The organism is Neobacillus sp. OS1-32 (genome assembly GCF_030915425.1).
Classification (GTDB): Bacteria; Bacillota; Bacilli; order Bacillales; family Cytobacillaceae; genus Neobacillus; species Neobacillus paridis.
Genome location: NZ_CP133263.1, coordinates 836570 through 854706 on the forward strand (window position 1 = coordinate 836570; position 18137 = coordinate 854706).

Consider the following 18137-nt stretch of genomic DNA (forward strand, 5'->3'; position numbering starts at 1 on the left):
AATCGGTGTGTTTTCCAGTTTTTCATATTATTATAGTTATTAAATAAGTGATGTAAATCACACTTTAGGGGATGTAAATTTTATCTATTCAAAGAAAGGGGATATGACAAAATGAAACGCCTTTTTTTAGCGTTTGTTTTTACTATTGTCACTGTGCTTACGGGTTGTGAGCCGCTAAAGGTCCTTGACCCAAAGGGACCGCAATCCGAAAGGCAAGCCCATGATATTTTAATATCAATTGGGATCATGTCATTTATTGTGATTGTGGTATTTACAATTTTGATTTATGTGTTATTTAAGTATCGTGCTTCCAAGCAAAGTCCGGACTATGAACCGCCGCACATTGAGGGGAATAAATGGGTTGAGGCGCTTTGTGTAGGTATTCCGGTAATCATCGTTACCTACTTTTCATTTGTATCAGTTCAAAGTAACTACATTGTGGAAGCAAAACCAAAAGCATATGAGGATAAGGAACCTTTAGTTATTTATGCTTCCTCCTCTAACTGGAAATGGCATTTTAGTTATCCCGAGGAAGATATTGAGACAGTTAATTATTTGTATATTCCTACAGATCGACCGATTGAGTTTAAGCTTTATTCTTATGGACCGATAACAAGCTTCTGGATTCCTCAGCTTGGTGGTCAAAAATATGCAATGGCTGACATGGTGACGACCTTGCACCTGGCTGCTGATGAACCGGGTGAAATGATCGGCCGGAACGCCAATTTCAGCGGAAAAGGCTTTGCCGAAAACATGTTTAATGTAACAGCCGTACCGGAGAAAGATTTTGATAAATGGGTAAAAGATGTGAAGCAAACAGCAAAACTGCTGACAGAAAAGAAATTTAATGAGTTATTAAAACCCGGCCATCTTGGACAAATGACCTTCACGGGTACTCATTTAGACTTTAAACCTGCTCCGGAACACAATCACAGTGCCTCAGGTAAACCGGTGGATTGTAATGCAGAGGAGCTGCTGCAAAAAAACAATAATCAAAAGTAATAATTGAACGTTTAATGATCGTTATGATAAATATTTTTTCCGAAAGGAGTCAATAAAGAATGGAGTTCTTGGAACGTTTTGCCGTGCCAAATCCAAGTCTGGCAATCTATGCTTCCATGGTGGCAATTGGTCTTACTTTAATTGCCATTATTGCAGGGTTAACCTATTTTAAAAAATGGGGTTATTTATGGCGTGAATGGTTAACCACCGTTGATCATAAAAGAATTGGCATTATGTATTTAATCTCTGCCTTGATTATGTTATTCCGGGGTGGAGTGGACGCGATTATGATGCGTGCTCAGCTGGCTGTACCGGATAATAAGCTGCTCGATGCCCAGCATTACAATGAAATTTTTACCACTCACGGTGTCATCATGCTTATTTTCATGGCCATGCCGTTTATCTTTGCCTTTATGAATTTTCTTGTACCGTTACAAATTGGCGCACGGGATGTCGCCTTTCCAAGACTAAACGCCTTAAGTTTCTGGCTGTTCTTCTTTGGTGCGATGCTGTTTAATATCTCTTTTGTTGTCGGCGGATCACCTGATGCTGGCTGGACTTCTTATTTCCCGCTTGCTGGGAATGAATTCAGTCCGTCAGTTGGGACTAACTATTATATGATTGCAATTCAGATCTCCGGTCTTGGTTCGCTCATGACTGGAATTAACATGATTACAACCATTCTAAAAATGAGAGCACCGGGTATGACCTTAATGAAAATGCCGATGTTTACTTGGGCTACGTTAGTAACAAACCTGATTATCGTGACGGTTTTCCCAGTCTTAACAGTGGCACTTGTCATGGGAACGATGGACAGATTATTTGGAACCAACTTCTTCTCATCGACAAACGGCGGTATGGATATGCTTTGGGCCAATCTGTTCTGGGTTTGGGGGCATCCGGAAGTCTATATCTTAATCCTGCCGGCATTCGGCTTATATAGTGAAATTATTTCAACATTTGCCGGGCGTAACCTTTATGGCTATAAATCAATGGTGGCTTCGATGGTGATTATCTCTGGTCTATCATGTGTAGTTTGGGCACACCACTTCTTTACGATGGGCCAAGGGGCACTAGCGAATAGCTTCTTCTCAATTACAACGATGATGATTTCCGTCCCAACAGGGGTGAAAATCTTTAACTGGTTGTTCACCATGTGGAGAGGAAAAATTCGCTTTACTGTCCCAATGCTGTATTCAATTGGGTTTATTCCATTGTTTGTTCTTGGTGGGGTAACCGGAGTTATGCTGGCAATGTCGGCGGCTGACTATCAATACCATAACACGATGTTCTTAGTTGCCCATTTTCATAACACGATTATTCCGGGGGTAGTGTTTGCGATGCTGGCTGGCCTTACCTTCTATTGGCCAAAAATGTTTGGCTTTATGTTAAATGAACGAATTGGAAAATGGACTTTCTGGCTGCTTACAGTTGGCTTCTGTTTGGCATTTCTTCCAATGTATGTTACCGGTTTGGATGGTCAGGCACGCCGGATGTACACTTACTCGGCAGCAGCTGGTTTCAGCACGTTAAATATGGTTTCATTCGTTGGGGCCATGATTATGGCTGTCGGCTTTGTTTTAATTGTTTACAACGTTTATCATAGTGTCCGGTATGCACCAAGAAATATTGGCGCCGATCCTTGGGATGCTCGCTCACTTGAATGGGCAACACATACTCCGGTGCCGGAATACAACTTTGCCGTGCAGCCGCATGTTGCTTCAAGTCAGGCATTCTGGGATGCCAAGAAAAATGGCCATGTACTGTTCCCTGGAAAAGTAGAAAAAATTCATATGCCCAATAATAGCGGAGTTCCATTTATAATGAGCGCGATCTTCTTCGTTTGGGGATTTTCGATGATCTTCTCACTCTGGATTCCAGCGATTATTTCAACCATTGCGATTTTCGCCTGTATGGCCCATCGGTCATTTGAAAAAGATCATGGCCGCTACATTTCTGTTGCAGAAATTGAAGAAACTGAAACCAAATTGCGAGGTGCTAACTAATGAAAATCGATCACTCGCTGCCATTAGAGTATAGTACAAAACAAAACGGACTGAATATATTTGGCTTCTGGGTTTTCCTTGCTGCTGAAATTATGCTGTTTGCGACTCTTTTTACCTCCTATTTTACGTTGGAGCATCGAGTTGGAGGTGGTCCAAGCGGTACGGAAATTTTTGAAATCACGCCAGTGTTAATGGAAACGCTCATTTTATTAACCAGCAGTTTTACGATTGGACTTGGTGTTCACGCGATGCGGATTGACAACAAAAAGGCGATGACTGCATTCTTTGTGATTACACTTCTTCTTGGTCTAGGATTCTTAGGCCTGGAAATTGATGAATTTATCACCTATATCCATGAGGGTGCAACACTGCAAACGAGTGCCTTTACAGCAATTTTAATGTTGACATTGGGAACACATGGAGCGCACGTGACCTTTGGATTATTCTGGGGGTCGGCCATTCTCATGCAGTTGAAAAAACGCGGCTTGACGAAAGAAACGGCGAATAAATCATTTATTTTCTCACTTTATTGGCATTTCTTAGATGTTGTTTGGATCTTTATCTTCAGCTTCATCTACTTGAAAGGAATGATGTAAGATGAGCGAATTATTTCCGCGAAAACAAATAATGGGCTTTGTCTTTTCCTTAGTCCTGACAGCAGCAGCCCTGGCAGTCTACTTCTTGGATTTGACATTTGCTCAAGGGATAACTGTGCTGTTAATCACCGCATTTGTGCAGGCTCTCTTGCAGCTTGTTGTGTTCATGCATGCCGGTGAAACAGAAGATAAATGGATCATTTACGGTAAGGTCTATTTTATGATCGGGATTGCCTTGGTAACCATATTTGGGACATTACTTATTTTCCTTTGGGATATGTAGGATAAAGTTAAGAAGGGGGAGCATCTTTTGGGATGCTCTCTATCTTTTTACTAAATACAGTCCGTTTCTTGGTTTAATGGGAGAAATTTCTGTTCCCTTATCTGTATTTTCAACCATTTCCTCGGTGGTGATAAAAAGCATGCCAATAAGAAAGAACATGATCGCTCCCACAATGGTTCCGATACCAATACCGATAATTGGAATTAAACCGCTTCCAATTCCAGAGAAAAATATCATGATACCCATTACTAATGTTATACTGCCGGCCCATTTGGTGGCATGTAATATTTTCATCCGTGAATTCATTAGAACGGCCCCCTTATTATGATTGAAACATTTTTATTGATCCTTGTATGAAAAGGAGTGTTATTTAAGACGTCCCTTAGTAAGGTACAGAGGGATGACTTGGCTGCCGCGATCTCTTTTTTCCAGCATTTCCTCTGCGGCGACAAAGAATGCTCCAATCAGAAAAATAAACACGGCCCCCATCATGAAGCCAACACTGATGCCAGTAACATTGTTGTAACCGTTTGCAATTATGCTAAACAAGAAGAGGATAATCCCTGCAGTAAGTAAACTGCCGCCTGAAATCATGACTGCCTGAAACATTTTTGGCTGTTCTAACATTTTTTTAATCCCTCCCTCTATAAATGTTGATGTACCAAGGGTTTGAGCCGTTGGTACGGTGTCAAAAAAATATTTTTCGACAAAGTTACCTGAAGTATTTTCATAATATGTGAAACTATTCCAACAGGTGGGTACGCTACGCGGTCACTACTGGATAATGGTGGAAAGTAGTGATAGGGAATTATGCGATGCACAATGGATCTCTGCGTAGCTTATGATGACGTACCCTCCCATGTCTCTGGGCATCAGTGTGCCTACATTCCTTCGTTCGGTCTAGTCATAAGGCAGAGGCTAGCGAAGCTCCTTTAGGGACTCGAGGTCGAATGGAAAAAATAGTGCCAGCTTCTCCGTGTCATCCTGTTGTCTAGGTCTTTTAAGGGGATGTAGGGCTTACATAGCCTCTGCGAGACTAGGAATATCCTTCATCATTCGCTGTGCGTCAAACGCTTTGTGCTTTGTGCTAATTCCATGTAATACTTTTAATAGCTTTCCGCATAGAACCACGATGGATTGCTTCTTGCGTAACGGGTTAACCTGACGGTTTGTGTAATACTCATGTAGTTTTCTAAAGGCTTCGTTGTGGCGAATCATCGGCATCATTACTCGGAACAGGAGGGCACGCAGCTTTCTTCTGCCTCGTTTGGAGATGCGTTTTTGTCCTTTGTGCTGTCCGGAGGAATTTTCACGTAACGTTAATCCCGCGAGTTTGATTAGTTGGCGTGGATCTTGGTAGTGCGAAAAGCTTCCGATTTCAGCTAACAGATCGACAATGGTTGTATCTCCAAGCCCTTGAACCGTTGAGAGCCATTTGTATTCTACGGTCGTTTTTACAAGCTCAACTAAGTGTTGAGTAATGCTTTCGATATCTTGTTCTAGCTGGTGGTAACGGCGGACTAGTGTGGCGATTTCGATACGGGCCATCTCACGTCCTTCTGTTACTCCGATTGAGTTGGCAGCGACTTCTATAAGACGCACTGCTTTTGGTCTCTGGGGGGATTTGAGCCCCTCGACCTTGCGATAAAGTGATAACACCTCATCGGGTTGTTTCTGGTGAAGATCACTTGGAAATGGTGTGCATTCAAGTACAGCTAATGCCATTTTTCCGAATGACGGAAACACCTGAGTGAATTCAGGAAAATAGCGATCTAGCCAGCGGATCATCATGTTTTTGACAGCACCAAGTTCCTCTGTCAGCTTACTTCTAAAGGATGAACCGACACGCAGTTCGGCCTCCATGCCTTTAAGGATACGAGGGTAGCTGAAGCGTCCATCTTTTACAAGACGGGCAATTACCAGTGCATCTTTGCGGTCATGTTTGGTTGGTAGATTGTCGTCTAACTCTTTTGAACGCTTGACATGCATGGGGTTAACCATAGCTAATGGAATGCCTCGCTCCTCTAGGAAGTAGGCCAAATTGAGCCAGTAATGGCCAGTAGGTTCAATCCCGACAATGACTTCTGTTTTTTCGTTTTCTTTCATGGCTGCCAATACACGTTGATAGAATAGCTCGAATCCACCTCCATCCTGTTGTACGGAGAATGATTTTTGGAGCACCCGGCCGCGGTCATCCACAAAGCAAGCGTAGTGTGTCTGCTTGGCAATATCGATCCCTACAACGAGCGTTTTATCGGTGACTTGATTTATTTTTTGGTTTTGTTTAAAATCCATTATGGAGTCCTCCTTGGTTAACAAATTAGGGGTCAATTCGTCGACGCTTTGACACCCCGTATCATACCAAGAGGGCTCTTTTTATTTCAAGTCCCCTAAAATCCTTCTAACAGGAATGCTCCTTATATACTATTATTCATATTGTTCACAAAATTGTCAAAAAATATTAAACTTGTGAATGAACCACCATTCGATTTGACGAGATAATTTCGCATCCCAATCTGTGGCAAGGAAACTAAATTTGATTCAGTATGGAACGGATTTTTATATTAACTACATTTTCCATGGGTACTTATTTAAGATAATTAATGAGGTGAAAAGATGCAAATACACGGTATTAATCATATATTATTTTCAGTTTCTAATTTAGAGGCTTCAATAGAATTTTATCAACAGGTGTTTGATGCAAAGCTGTTAGTCAAGGGGAGAAGTACAGCTTATTTTGATTTACGGGGAATATGGCTTGCTTTAAATGAGGAGAAGGATATTCCCCGAAATGAGATTCACCAGTCGTATACACATATTGCTTTTTCAATAGAGGAAGCAGAATTTGATAATATTTTCCGCAAATTGGTTGAACAGAATGTAAACATTCTTCCAGGTCGGTCAAGAGACGCAAAAGATAAGAAGTCTATTTATTTTATGGATCCTGATGGACATAAGTTCGAATTTCATACAGGAACAGTGCAGGATAGACTGGATTACTATAAAAAGGAAAAATCTCATATGGAATTTTATGAATAAACTTTCTACATCATTATGACTGAGCTATCTTCTGTGGCGATTTTTAAGAAACCTAGATTAGGAGGAAGAACAGTTGAAAAATATTTTAGTTCTTGGCGGCACCCGTTTTTTTGGCCGCAAATTAGTGGAGTTATTACTTGAAAGCGGGCATCATGTTACGGTGGTGACTCGCGGACAATCGGGTAATCCTTTTGGGGGGAAAGTCGAACATCTACTAGTCAATCGCTCAAATAAGGAGGAACTGGCAAAGAGTGTTGAAGGGCGGAGTTTTGATATTGTCTATGATAATATTTGTTATTCCCCTAATGATGCCAAAGCCTTTTGTGAACTATTCAACGGGAAAATTGGCAAGCTTGTGTTCACGTCGACAATGGCTGTGTACGAAGCGGATGGAAACAAAAAAGTTGAGACTGACTTTGATCCGTATCATTATGAAATCCGCATGGGCAATAGTTCCGACTTTACATATGGAGAAGGAAAGCGCCAGGCTGAAGCGGTGTTTTACAAATATGGCCAATTTCCTGTTGTAGCTGTTCGCTTCCCGATCGTGATGGGAACCGATGATTATACAAGGCGTTTACATTTCCATATTGAAAGGATAGCGAACGAGGACCCTATTGGGTTTTTAAATATGAAGGCAGAAATGTCATTTATCCAGGATCTGGAGGCAGCAAAATTTTTAGTATGGGTAGCTAGGGCGGAAGTGTCAGGTCCGATTAATGCCACAGCAAACGGAAAAATTTCATTATTTGAACTAATAAAATTAATCGAGACAGCTGTTGGAAAACAGGCAAAAATTTCTTTAGTTGGCAATAATGAAATTCGCTCTCCCTACGCCATTCCCGTTTCTTGGTATATGTCGAATGATAAAGCCACGAATAGCGGGTTTCAATTTACTAATTTACATGATTGGTTGAAACCGTTAATTGAGGAGATTGCCAGCAACATTGGATAGGGGTCAATTAAATTTAAAAAGTAATTTTGGGAAAAAGAGCTGACTTTATCGGCTCTTTTTTGGATATTTCCAAGAAGTTTTCTCATTCAATACTTTCGCTTTCATATATATACTAGCCAAAATGAGGTTTGCCAAAAAAATAGGATTTTGGAAAAAAGGAAATATAAATTTATCATCGTTACCCCAAACAGGTAAAGCATCTAATTACGTCGGAGGCCTGATTCTAAAAGGAAGGTTTTAGATATTCTGAAGAGAAGTTCTACGTGCCCGAAATCGATGAAAAAGGAGTTGCCCGGTCACGTAGCGGGCTTCTACATGCCCGAAACCGATGAAGAAAGAGTGGTCCGGTCAAGTAGCAGTACAGCAATTTCTCTAACAATTAAAGCCTCACTGTTTTACATTACGCAAGCCCGTTACTGCAGTGAAATGGTGATAGACTTGTTTTTTTCGGTAAAATAAAGCTACAATATACTACGTAGTTAAAAAAGATAAATAAAGAAGAAGCAGGGATTAATGATGATTGTAAAAACAGAAGAAGATATAAACGGTTTAAAGGAAATTGGCAGAATTTGTGCGGCAATCCGGGATGAACTGGTTAGAAGAACGGTACCAGGAATTACCACAAAGGAACTGGATACTATCGCCGGTGAGATGTTTGAAAAAGAGGGAGCTATGTCTGCGCCCAAAGCAGAATATGATTTTCCTGGTTATGCATGCATAAGTGTAAATGAAGAAGTAGCCCACGGTATTCCCGGGGATCGTGTGATTCAAGAGGGGGATCTCGTCAACATTGACGTTTCCGGCTCCAAAAACGGCTATTTTGCCGATACCGGCATTTCAATAGTGGTTGGCGATGGTGATGAAGTGCTGAAGAATTTATGTCAGGTGGCTAAACTGGCTTTTGAAGCAGGCTTGAAAAAAGCAAAGCCCGGCGCGAGAAAAGTCGGACTTGGAAAGGTTGTATATCAAACGGCACGGCAGCACGGTTTTAACGTCATTACGAATCTAACCGGTCATGGTGTCGGTCGATCGATCCATGAAGCGCCAGAATATGTGTATAATTACTACGAACCCTCTGATCGAGAATTACTTAAGGAAGGAATGGTGATTGCTTTCGAACCATTTATTTCTACTTTCGAAGATGAGGTATTTGAAAAGGGAGACGGCTGGACCTATATCACCGAAGAAAGCTTTGTTGCCCAATATGAACATACGATGATTCTGACAAAAGATGGACCGATTATTACTACACTATAATGAATAGCGAGGCAGGATCTAATCATAGGTCCTGCCATTTCTATACCCAATTTGGTTTCCTGAAGCCTGTTCCAGCGCAGCTTTTCTTGCCTGCAAATCTAATTATCTGTATAGTAGTTGTATAAAATAAAATATTCGAAAAATTATTGGTGATGCGAAAGTGAGGCCCCTACATGTTAAAAGCGATTTTCTTTGATTTAGACGATACACTGCTATGGGATCAGAAAAGTGTTAAAGAAGCGTTTCAAGCTACGTGCAAACTGGCCGAGCAGCGCTACGGGATCGATCCCGAGTCCCTCGAAGAAGCGGTTCGTGAAGCAGCAAGACAGCTTTATTCCAGCTATGAATTCTACCCTTTCACCCAAATGATTGGAATCAATCCCTTTGAAGGGTTATGGGGGAATTTTCTGGATGAAAAAGAAGAGTTTAACAGAATGAAAGAAACCGTCCCTGGATATCGGAAGGATGCCTGGACGTTGGGGCTGAAAAAAATGGGCGTGGATGATGCTGATTTTGGTTTTCAATTAGCCGAAAGTTTTCCGGAGAATCGAAAAAAGCTCCCATTTGTATATGAAGATACGTTTAAAACTTTGGATGCTTTAAAAGATCAATACCAGCTTTTACTATTAACAAACGGTTCACCAGACTTGCAAAATACGAAACTAACAATTACACCGGAGCTCGTCCCTTATTTTGACCAAATTGTTATTTCAGGGGATTTTGGCAGGGGCAAACCCGACCCGTCCCTTTTTCAACATGCTTTGCAGCTATTGTCGTTAGAAAAAGACGAAGCCTTAATGGTTGGGGATAATTTGATGACTGATATTCTCGGAGCAAATCGAGCCGGCATCCGCTCGGTTTGGATCAACCGCCATAACAAAGCACGCAATGAAGTGATTCCAACATACGAAATTCATCATCTAAGTGAACTATTTCCGATCCTGGAAAAATTCAAATAGTATATCTAGGGCTTCAAGTTTTGTAACTTTCTAACCTGGAAATGCGACTATAAAGATGAAACCACTATATGGCATTAAAGGGGATTGAAAGAGATGTTAAAGAAAAGAATTGTATCTCTCATGTGTTTGGCCTTGGTGATTGGACTGATGTCAGGGTGCGGTACCAATAGTTATACAAATAAAAATCAAAAGGAAAATCCCGGTACATCGAAAACGGAAACTCCAACTGAAAATAAAAACGAAACCAAATTTAAGGCAACATTGGAAATAAAGCAAGAGAAACAGGATGTGGTCGTAACTTATAAAGTTAGAAATTCAACCGGTACCCTACAAAAACTAAACTTTGCAAGCGGTTTGGAAGCAGATTATATTTTATATGACGGGAACGGTCATGTGCTAAAAAAATATTCCGATGAAGTACTAGCAACCCAGGCATTAAAAGAAGTAAAATTAGACAAAAATCAAGAAATCAGCCGCGTATTTAAAATCCCCGGTCTTGTCAATGGCAGCTATAAAATCGAAGTATTTTTATTGGCCAAAGAAGTAAAGGCTAAAGTAATCAAACAGTTTGATGTAAGGAATTCAATCTATCAGCATGGAGAAGGGAAATTGGTCGGGCTGGCCGATCCGCACACTATAGAGGTTAATATCGACGGAAAAGCAGTCGCTTTTCAATTATCTGACCAGGCCCGTGAACAAATAAAGTTATATAAAGATGGCGATCCCATATCCTTTATTTATATAGAAAATGATAGCGGGCAAAAAGAAATTAAGTGGTTTGAGCACAACAAGATGCAATAGATTTATCCCATAGACGTATCTATGGGATTTTTTACTTCTGTATAATCGATAGTAAATCATCCAATCTATCTATTTTTTAGATAAATATCTATATATTATTGTGATATAATTTTGAAGTTCGATTTTTTATTATGGAGGTTTTACAAAATATGGCGCAAGCAAACAGTTCATTAACAGCAGCCCAGCCAAAGACAAAAAAGACTGTTGTTTATGCTATAATCTTTCTCTTGATAACCATTGCCGGTCTTTCATACGTAAAATGGTATCCATACTTAAATAAAGCAATTTTAGCAGCGAATACTCATTCAATTGGGACATCAATACTAGGTGATAAAGCTGACTTGCCTGCAGTATCATGGGGCAGCGCCTGGTCTTATGCCGTTGCTTATTTCACAGCAGTTTGGAAAGCTGCAGTTTTCGGTATTCTGATCGGTTCATTAGTCCAAGTATTACTGCCAACGAATTGGTTGTTAAAGGTGCTTGGAAAAACTTCCTTTGGCAGCACCGCTGCAGCTGGCTTTGCTTCGCTTCCGGGAATGATGTGCACTTGCTGCGCCGCACCAATTGCAGTCGGCCTACGCAAGAAAAAAGCATCCGTTGGAGCCAGCCTGGCATTTTGGATTGGAAACCCGACGCTTAATCCGGCAACATTAATTTTCATGACCTTTGTGTTATCGTGGAAATTTACTGCACTACGCCTTGTATTTGGGGTTTTGTTAACATTTGGCATCAGCTATTTGGCAAACCGCTTTGCACCAAAGGTAGACTCTATTGAGATTGAAAAAATGATAGAAAACAGCGAACAACAGGATCATCGTTCATTTGCCGCGAGATGGATGAAGAGTATCGGTGATATGATATTATATATTGTTCCAACTTATTTTCTTTCCGTTCTGGTGATGGGGGCAGTGCGTGTCTGGCTATTCCCGCACATCAGCGCGGCTTCTGCCAATAGCCTGCTGGCTGTGATTGGCTTTGCGATTGCCGGCATGCTGTTCGTGATTCCGACAGCTGCTGAAATTCCTATTATTCAAACATTTATGTCCTTTGGTCTTGGCGGTGGACCAGCGGGTGCCTTGTTATTAGCATTGCCTTCTGTCAGCCTGCCATCTTTATTACTTGTAGCAAAATCATTTCCAAAAAAGGTATTATTCTTTGTTGCAGGTGGCGTCATTGTCTTAAGTATTTTTAGCGGCGTGGCAGGCCTGTTCTTTCTATAATTTTTCCAGATAGGAGTCGAAATGATCGGCTCCTTTTTCAATGTTTTAGAATTGTTAAAAAGTAGCAGTTGCCCAATAAAGTGCTTCCTAATTAATAAAAAGCCATAACCTTCCTCGAGTAATATTTCTTTCTAAACTAAAAAGTAGCATCATATGAATAACAATATATTTAAGATGTTTTCGTATTGTAGCGTATTAATGAAATACGAATACTTAAACTCTCTAATTTATATACTGAATTGTCAAAATAGGGAGGTAATGGGGATGGATCATTTAGGCATTTTTTATGAAGAGCATTTTTTAAAAAATTTGGAGATCTATTTTCGCCTTGTAATTAGTGCTCTACTCGGGATGTTTATTGGTTGGGACCGCAGTGCTAAGAATAAGCCTGCAGGATTGAAGACATTTACTTATGTTTCTGTAACTTGTACGTTAATCACGATTGTTTCCATTTATAGTGCCGAGTTTTTTGGCAGTTCAAATATCAATAATCGGATGGACCCCATGCGCCTTACAGCGCAAATTGTATCCGGTTTAGGTTTTTTAGGTGCGGGGTTAATTTTAAAAGACGGATTACGAGTCAAAGGATTAACTTCAGCGGCCATGGTGTTTTTTGCCGGAGGTGTCGGCATCGGAATTGGTGCCGGATTTTACGGAATCGTATTTGCATCCGTATTGATTACGTTTATCTTAGCCAAAATCAGCCTATTCATCGAAGAAAAACATAATGTTACCGAAAAAGAAGAACAACGAAGGATAAAGAGAAATTTAAGATCCTGAAATGTTCTTGCTCATTTCCTAAGAATTATCGACTCATTTGAAGGGGAATAGTGAAAGATATTTAATGGTGTCAGGCACCTAATTTATCATAAATATATTATGTAAACTATGTTATATAAAAAGCGATAAATGAGAAATTTATCGCTTTTTAGTAATTCTCGCTGAATTCATATTCCGACGGTCTGATTCTAAAGCCTTTTGTAAGCTACATCTCATTTAGCATAAAAATTATTGTAAAAGAATTTTTATTCAATGAATAGATTTTTTTAAAATGATCTATTAAATTTTTTTACCTATAATATAGTCAAAAATAAGACTGAAATAATCATAGAATAATTTTTCGATGGGGTGGTAGATACGAATAATTATTTTGAATAATATTCAACAATATCTAAATTATCGAAATAATTTTGAAAATGGGTTGATTTTTATCAATAAGAATAGTAATATTATTATCGTACTATATTAAGTAGGAATTTTCAGATTATTTTAGGAGGAACACTTTTAATGCAAAACAAGTTACCATTTTCACGGTATTTCGTTATAGGAGTGATGTTATTTGCCTTATTTTTTGGGGCAGGAAACTTAATTTTTCCGGCTTCGCTCGGTCAGCAGGCAGGATCAAATGTTTGGTTCGCGGTAGCGGGATTTTTAGTAACGGGAATCGGCCTGCCGTTTCTTGGCATCTTAGCAATGGGCGTGTCAGGTAGTAAAAACTTGCAGGAGCTGGCCAGCAGAGTTCATCCACTTTACGGTGTCTGTTTTACGGCACTTTTATATTTAACTATTGGACCATTTTTTGCAGCTCCAAGGACTGGGGCTGTTGCTTATGATATTGGAATTGCTCCGTTTGTCGGTGAAGGCTTCGGTCAAGTCGGATTATTTATCTTCACCTTACTGTTCTTTATTGTAACGATGTGGTTCTCATTGAACCCGGCTAAGATTGTTGATAATGTTGGGAAAATCTTGTCTCCGGGGATTCTCATCTTACTTTTTATCCTATTGGTGATGGCTTTTGTTAAACCAATCGGAGCGATTGAAGCACCGCAAGCGTCTTATGCACACGGAGCGTTCGTCAAAGGTTTTATGGAAGGATATAACACTATGGACGCTTTGGCGTCGTTAGTATTTGGGATTATCGTCATTAACGCGGTTCGCTCGATGGGGGTAACGTCGTCACGAGGAATTCTGATTACTTCGGCAAAATCCGGCATTATAGCGGTATTGTTCCTCGGCATCATTTATGTCGGTGTTGCCTACTTAGGTGCGGCAAGTACAGGGACGTTTGGCTTGTTTGATACAGGGGGGCCTGTCCTCGAAAAAGCCGCCTCACACTATTTCGGTTCGTTAGGAAGTGTGATGTTATCGATTATTATCATTCTAGCCTGTCTGACGACAAGCATCGGATTAGTCACCGCTTGTGGTGAATATTTCCATACAATATTTCCTAAAATCAGCTATAAAATGTTTGTTTTACTGTTTTCGGGAGTATCATTCGTGATTGCTAATTTTGGCTTGGCAAATATCATTAATTTTTCAATCCCTGTGTTAATGTTCTTATATCCGTTAGCAGTTGCCCTAATGATGCTTACCTTTGTTTCAAAATTATTTTATCATGCGCGTATTGTCTATGTTGCTGCCATCGTCGTTACCTTTTTCATCAGTATCATTGATGGACTGAAAACATTTTGTCAGCTCGTTAAAATTGATTATTTTGGCTGGATGTCATCGGTAATCGGATTTTATCAAAGCGTTCTGCCGTTTTACAACCAAGGATTGGGCTGGTTGGTTCCGGTTCTGGTTACGATTTTGCTAACAGGGTTATTCGTAAGAATCCGAAAATATTATAAAGTTGGATTTAAGAAAAAAACAGAAAGTGCTATTTAAATTTATGTGAACATCTTCACCTTTGGTGGGGATGTTTTTTAAAATCTTCAATACTTAGGAAAATTTTTAAAAAAGAATGAATGATGAGTTACGCGAAATTCTTTAAGTAAAGGCATATTGGTTGAGAATTAGCGCTCTGTTTTACTATAATCAAATTATTGTCGTACAATCCAATCAGAAAAGGTGTGAAAAACTTGAAACTTGTCGCGATCGTAGGTAGTTTAAGAAAGGATTCTTACAATAGGCATTTGGCAGCCACCATTCAGGAACGAAATTTGGATAAATTTGATTTGGAAATTCTTGATCTTCGTGTACTGCCATTTTATAACCAGGATGAGGAAAATAACCCTCCGCAATCAGTAGTTGATTTTAAAAGAAAGGTAAATGAGGCGGATGGGGTCATCATCATAACCCCAGAATATAATTGGTCGATCCCAGGCGTATTGAAAAATGCACTTGATTGGCTTTCCCGTGTTGATAAAGTTCTGATAGGCAAACCGGTCATGACGGCAGGGGCAGCTACCGGGTTAATGGGTACTATTCGGGCTCAGCTTCACATTCGGCAAATTTTAACAGCGATGCAGGTTAAACTGTTTCCGCCAGCAGGGAATGAAATTCTGATTAACCAAGCCAGTATAAAATTTGACCCAGAAAGCGGAAGATTAACAAATGAAGCAACAGTTCAATTTGTCGATGAGGTAATCGACCGCTTTGTTCAATTTGTTGCTGAATAATTTTTTCATACTAATAACGCAAATAAGTTGCATTTAACCGCAATTTATTTGCGTTTTTTTTGTTATCATTTTCCTATAAAGTAAAATCTGAAGGCGTTTAAGTGAGGTGGTATCTATGACCGGGAATAACAATACAGATATCTTTCAAGTAATCGCGGAAGCACGGGTGGTCCCCGTCCTAAGTGACGGCGGGGACATGAAGTGAACGATGTATTACATCCGGAAAACTGTGGGATTGTGGAAAAATCGCTTTCGGACGAGAAGAACCGCAAACCAGTTGGAACAATTCAAAGTGTCACTAGGGATTACTATATAAAAATGGCGGAAGAGGACGAAAAAGCCTACCATCTTTTTCTTCAATTAAAAGACGGTGAAACTCTTAGTACAAATGAGAAGATTTGGCTGGAAACGATTATTCGTTATGTCAGTATTCTCTATGATAATCTTCATTTAATGAATGGCTACTAAAATGCATGAATGAGGGAAATCAACTCATACTAAAAGCAAAAAGGGGTGACTTCTTTGGATAAACGATATAATACCGGCGATGACGCCACCGTTGAGTTGAAAAAGGCACTTAGAAAATCGGAGCCCCGGCAACAGCCTAATATGAGCGATGCCGAAATGAAACTTAAATTTCAAGGAAAGAAAAGCTAAAAGCCGATGGGAATTTTACAACCATGAATGAGGTGAACACTTGAAAGATCAAAGACCAATCGAGTATACCGGAAATGTTCTTGACCAAAGAAAAAATCTTACCGGACCGGATGATGAAGGAAAAAATGGCTATCCAAAACGGCCCAAGCGGGTAACTATCAAACAATCTGATAACAAGGAATAAAAGGCGGCCGTAGCGGCTGCCTTTTCCGCGTATTTATTTATAATATCTTATACGAGCCGAAAGTTTTTAAATTCTAGTTTTTTTGTAGTTTCCAGCTGGATGAGTTCTTCTCCTTCCAATTGGATCTTTTTGGCGAATAATGGCCCGTCATAGACATATGAATGATACTCGCCGGATTCTCCCATCGGGCAGCTTGCCGTTTTCTGGATATCACGTAAAAAAGACTGGTCGATTTGTCTGCCTAGCCAGGATTCATCCAATACATCATCACGGACTCGAATGACAACTGCTTGATAGCCCGATTTGACGTAGTTTCTAAGTGCTTCAAGCGCGGCCTCTTCTTTAGTCCAAAGCGGGTAAAGTGCTACGACTCCTGCAGCCTCGGCAACTTTTTCACCCCACTGGCGATGACCATCCAAATATAAATCTCCATAGGCAATGGCGCTAATGTGATATTGTTGTTTCAAATATTGAATTGCTTCAATAAATTTGTCAGTATAGCTGTCAAAAGTACATTCGATAAAATGGACAGGAATCCCAAGCGCCTCTCCCTGCAAGCGGATCATCTCTGTTCGCTCCCCATGGCCGAAAGTCCGCTCTAATTCCTGCGGTACCGTCGTAACTAGGGAGATTACTTCGTAGCCTTGCTCAATCAAGGTATGTAAGGTCATACAGCCATCTTTTCCACCGCTCCACGATACAACAATTCGTTTGTTCAACAGTCATCATCCTTAAAGTTTATTTATCTGGAATAATCCAAGTCTAACATAATTCATCTGAAAAGTTTATCGCTTCAATCACAACATGAGGCATAGTCAGGAGATGTATTGTGGGGAATATCATTCAAAGGTTGACTACGGTTGTCTCTCATGATCATTAAAATGTATTGATGTTGTGGTGTAATATGGATTATCTGATGATGAATAACCAGACTTATTTTTTAGGAATGTAATGGATGGAGATAAAGGGTGGTTCTGTTGATAATTTCATCATGGAACCTAACCACATCTTTTTTTACAGAATTATAAGGGGTTCATTTTTTAAATACATGATGGCCAATGACCAGTGTAGTCTCTCGAGAATCGAGCCAACGGCTGGTGGCAATCGTGGGGTTATAGAAAAATAGCGAATCTCTCGCAATCTGCCGTTTCTCTTTCAGCGCTTCCCGTACAGCCTTGATAGAAGCTTCATCAGCAGGTTTATTAATTTGGCCGTTTTGAACTGGCTGAAACTGCCGCTTCTGATAGATTACTTCTTTTATTGTGTCAGGAAAAGCCGGGCTTGCTACTCGGTTTAGGACAACGCAGGCGACAGCTATTTTTCCCCTATACGGCTCAGCTTCCGCTTCCGCTCTTACTAATCTGGCAAGTAAATCGATTTCCACCTTCGAATAGCCGACAACCATTTTCGCTTTTTGCTTTGCCGGTTTCAGTTTTTGTTTGATCGTATGGATAGTTTGTCCCTCGTATATCAAATCAAGATTACGAATTTGCGGATTCAGTTCTGCTAATTCCGCTAATGTAGAATGATTTTCCCTGGCAATCTTTGTCATGGTATCCCCGGTTTTCACTGTATAAGCAAATGCTGGTGAAGCAAAGAGAATCGATAATACGATTGTTAGAGTCGCAACTAGTTTTTTCAATTTACTTTCCCTCCTAGCAAATAAATAAGAACTCTTGGATTGTTTCTATTTCTATGAAACCGTTCGCTAGATTAGTATTACAGTTTTGTTACATATAAAGTGAAACTTCCATCAGTGGGGGTTTTCTTCATCCCC

At 40.1% G+C, this 18137-nt stretch carries 21 protein-coding genes; 16 read left to right on the plus strand and 5 right to left on the minus strand.

Going from position 1 to position 18137, the window contains the following annotated elements; genetic code table 11:
* Window positions 1–111: 111 nt before the first annotated feature.
* From qoxA to qoxD, 4 genes are read left to right on the plus strand one after another with little or no spacing between them, the layout of a single operon-like run.
* Window positions 112–1002, plus strand: coding sequence for a cytochrome aa3 quinol oxidase subunit II (qoxA, locus tag RCG24_RS04390; protein WP_308078391.1), 891 nt, complete (start codon window positions 112–114; stop codon window positions 1000–1002).
* Window positions 1003–1061: 59 nt separating this feature from the next.
* Window positions 1062–3008, plus strand: a complete 1947-nt coding sequence (gene qoxB, locus RCG24_RS04395) for a cytochrome aa3 quinol oxidase subunit I (RefSeq protein WP_202651658.1) — start codon at window positions 1062–1064, stop codon at window positions 3006–3008.
* Window positions 3008–3604: a cytochrome aa3 quinol oxidase subunit III gene (qoxC, locus tag RCG24_RS04400; RefSeq protein WP_308078392.1), complete on the plus strand. Its 597-nt coding sequence runs from the start codon at window positions 3008–3010 to the stop codon at window positions 3602–3604. The genes qoxB and qoxC overlap by 1 nt, the downstream gene beginning before the upstream one ends.
* Before the next feature lies 1 nt (window position 3605).
* Entirely contained in the window at window positions 3606–3887 is a 282-nt protein-coding gene (gene qoxD, locus RCG24_RS04405) for a cytochrome aa3 quinol oxidase subunit IV (protein WP_202651654.1), read from the plus strand.
* A gap of 39 nt (window positions 3888–3926) precedes the next feature.
* Here qoxD and RCG24_RS04410 read toward each other — a convergent pair whose 3' ends face one another.
* The 3 genes from RCG24_RS04410 to RCG24_RS04420 form a co-directional block, all read right to left on the minus strand.
* The gene (locus tag RCG24_RS04410) at window positions 3927–4193 is read right to left on the minus strand and encodes a hypothetical protein (RefSeq protein WP_202651652.1); all 267 of its coding nucleotides are present in this window, start codon (window positions 4191–4193) and stop codon (window positions 3927–3929) included.
* Window positions 4194–4253: 60 nt separating this feature from the next.
* The gene (locus RCG24_RS04415) at window positions 4254–4514 is read right to left on the minus strand and encodes a hypothetical protein (RefSeq protein WP_202651650.1); all 261 of its coding nucleotides are present in this window, start codon (window positions 4512–4514) and stop codon (window positions 4254–4256) included.
* Between the two features lie 390 nt (window positions 4515–4904).
* Entirely contained in the window at window positions 4905–6182 is a 1278-nt protein-coding gene (locus RCG24_RS04420; RefSeq protein WP_308079108.1) for an IS110 family RNA-guided transposase, read from the minus strand.
* Window positions 6183–6503: 321 nt separating this feature from the next.
* On the opposite strand from RCG24_RS04420, the gene fosM reads away from it, so the two are divergent.
* The 12 genes from fosM (at window position 6504) to RCG24_RS04480 (ending at window position 16360) form a co-directional block, all read left to right on the plus strand.
* Window positions 6504–6926: a FosM family fosfomycin resistance protein gene (fosM, locus tag RCG24_RS04425; RefSeq protein WP_202651648.1), complete on the plus strand. Its 423-nt coding sequence runs from the start codon at window positions 6504–6506 to the stop codon at window positions 6924–6926.
* A gap of 73 nt (window positions 6927–6999) precedes the next feature.
* Window positions 7000–7881, plus strand: a complete 882-nt coding sequence (locus tag RCG24_RS04430; protein ID WP_308078393.1) for an NAD-dependent epimerase/dehydratase family protein — start codon at window positions 7000–7002, stop codon at window positions 7879–7881.
* Between the two features lie 516 nt (window positions 7882–8397).
* A complete protein-coding gene (map, locus tag RCG24_RS04435; RefSeq protein ID WP_308079109.1) occupies window positions 8398–9138 on the plus strand; it encodes a type I methionyl aminopeptidase in 741 nt (246 codons plus the stop codon).
* Between the two features lie 173 nt (window positions 9139–9311).
* Window positions 9312–10097, plus strand: a complete 786-nt coding sequence (locus RCG24_RS04440; protein WP_202651644.1) for an HAD family hydrolase — start codon at window positions 9312–9314, stop codon at window positions 10095–10097.
* Window positions 10098–10190: 93 nt separating this feature from the next.
* Window positions 10191–10898 carry a BsuPI-related putative proteinase inhibitor gene (locus RCG24_RS04445; RefSeq protein ID WP_308078394.1) on the plus strand — a complete coding sequence of 236 codons (708 nt, stop codon included), beginning with the start codon at window positions 10191–10193 and terminating at the stop codon, window positions 10896–10898.
* Window positions 10899–11047: 149 nt separating this feature from the next.
* Window positions 11048–12118, plus strand: coding sequence for a permease (locus RCG24_RS04450; RefSeq protein WP_202651640.1), 1071 nt, complete (start codon window positions 11048–11050; stop codon window positions 12116–12118).
* A gap of 264 nt (window positions 12119–12382) precedes the next feature.
* Window positions 12383–12898, plus strand: a complete 516-nt coding sequence (locus RCG24_RS04455) for an MgtC/SapB family protein (RefSeq protein WP_202651638.1) — start codon at window positions 12383–12385, stop codon at window positions 12896–12898.
* Window positions 12899–13405: 507 nt separating this feature from the next.
* Window positions 13406–14785 (plus strand): branched-chain amino acid transport system II carrier protein, encoded by a 1380-nt coding sequence (gene brnQ / locus RCG24_RS04460; protein ID WP_202651637.1) that lies wholly within the window; start codon window positions 13406–13408, stop codon window positions 14783–14785.
* A gap of 194 nt (window positions 14786–14979) precedes the next feature.
* A complete protein-coding gene (locus RCG24_RS04465; RefSeq protein ID WP_308078395.1) occupies window positions 14980–15519 on the plus strand; it encodes an NADPH-dependent FMN reductase in 540 nt (179 codons plus the stop codon).
* A 201-nt stretch (window positions 15520–15720) separates the two neighbouring features.
* The gene (locus RCG24_RS04470) at window positions 15721–15987 is read left to right on the plus strand and encodes a hypothetical protein (protein ID WP_202651633.1); all 267 of its coding nucleotides are present in this window, start codon (window positions 15721–15723) and stop codon (window positions 15985–15987) included.
* A 54-nt stretch (window positions 15988–16041) separates the two neighbouring features.
* Entirely contained in the window at window positions 16042–16176 is a 135-nt protein-coding gene (locus RCG24_RS04475) for a hypothetical protein (protein WP_306792889.1), read from the plus strand.
* A gap of 40 nt (window positions 16177–16216) precedes the next feature.
* Window positions 16217–16360, plus strand: a complete 144-nt coding sequence (locus tag RCG24_RS04480) for a hypothetical protein (protein ID WP_202651631.1) — start codon at window positions 16217–16219, stop codon at window positions 16358–16360.
* Between the two features lie 47 nt (window positions 16361–16407).
* Here RCG24_RS04480 and RCG24_RS04485 read toward each other — a convergent pair whose 3' ends face one another.
* Window positions 16408–17079, minus strand: coding sequence for a Dph6-related ATP pyrophosphatase (locus RCG24_RS04485; protein ID WP_202651629.1), 672 nt, complete (start codon window positions 17077–17079; stop codon window positions 16408–16410).
* A gap of 314 nt (window positions 17080–17393) precedes the next feature.
* Window positions 17394–18002 (minus strand): cell wall hydrolase, encoded by a 609-nt coding sequence (locus RCG24_RS04490; protein WP_308078396.1) that lies wholly within the window; start codon window positions 18000–18002, stop codon window positions 17394–17396.
* Window positions 18003–18137 lie beyond the last annotated feature (135 nt).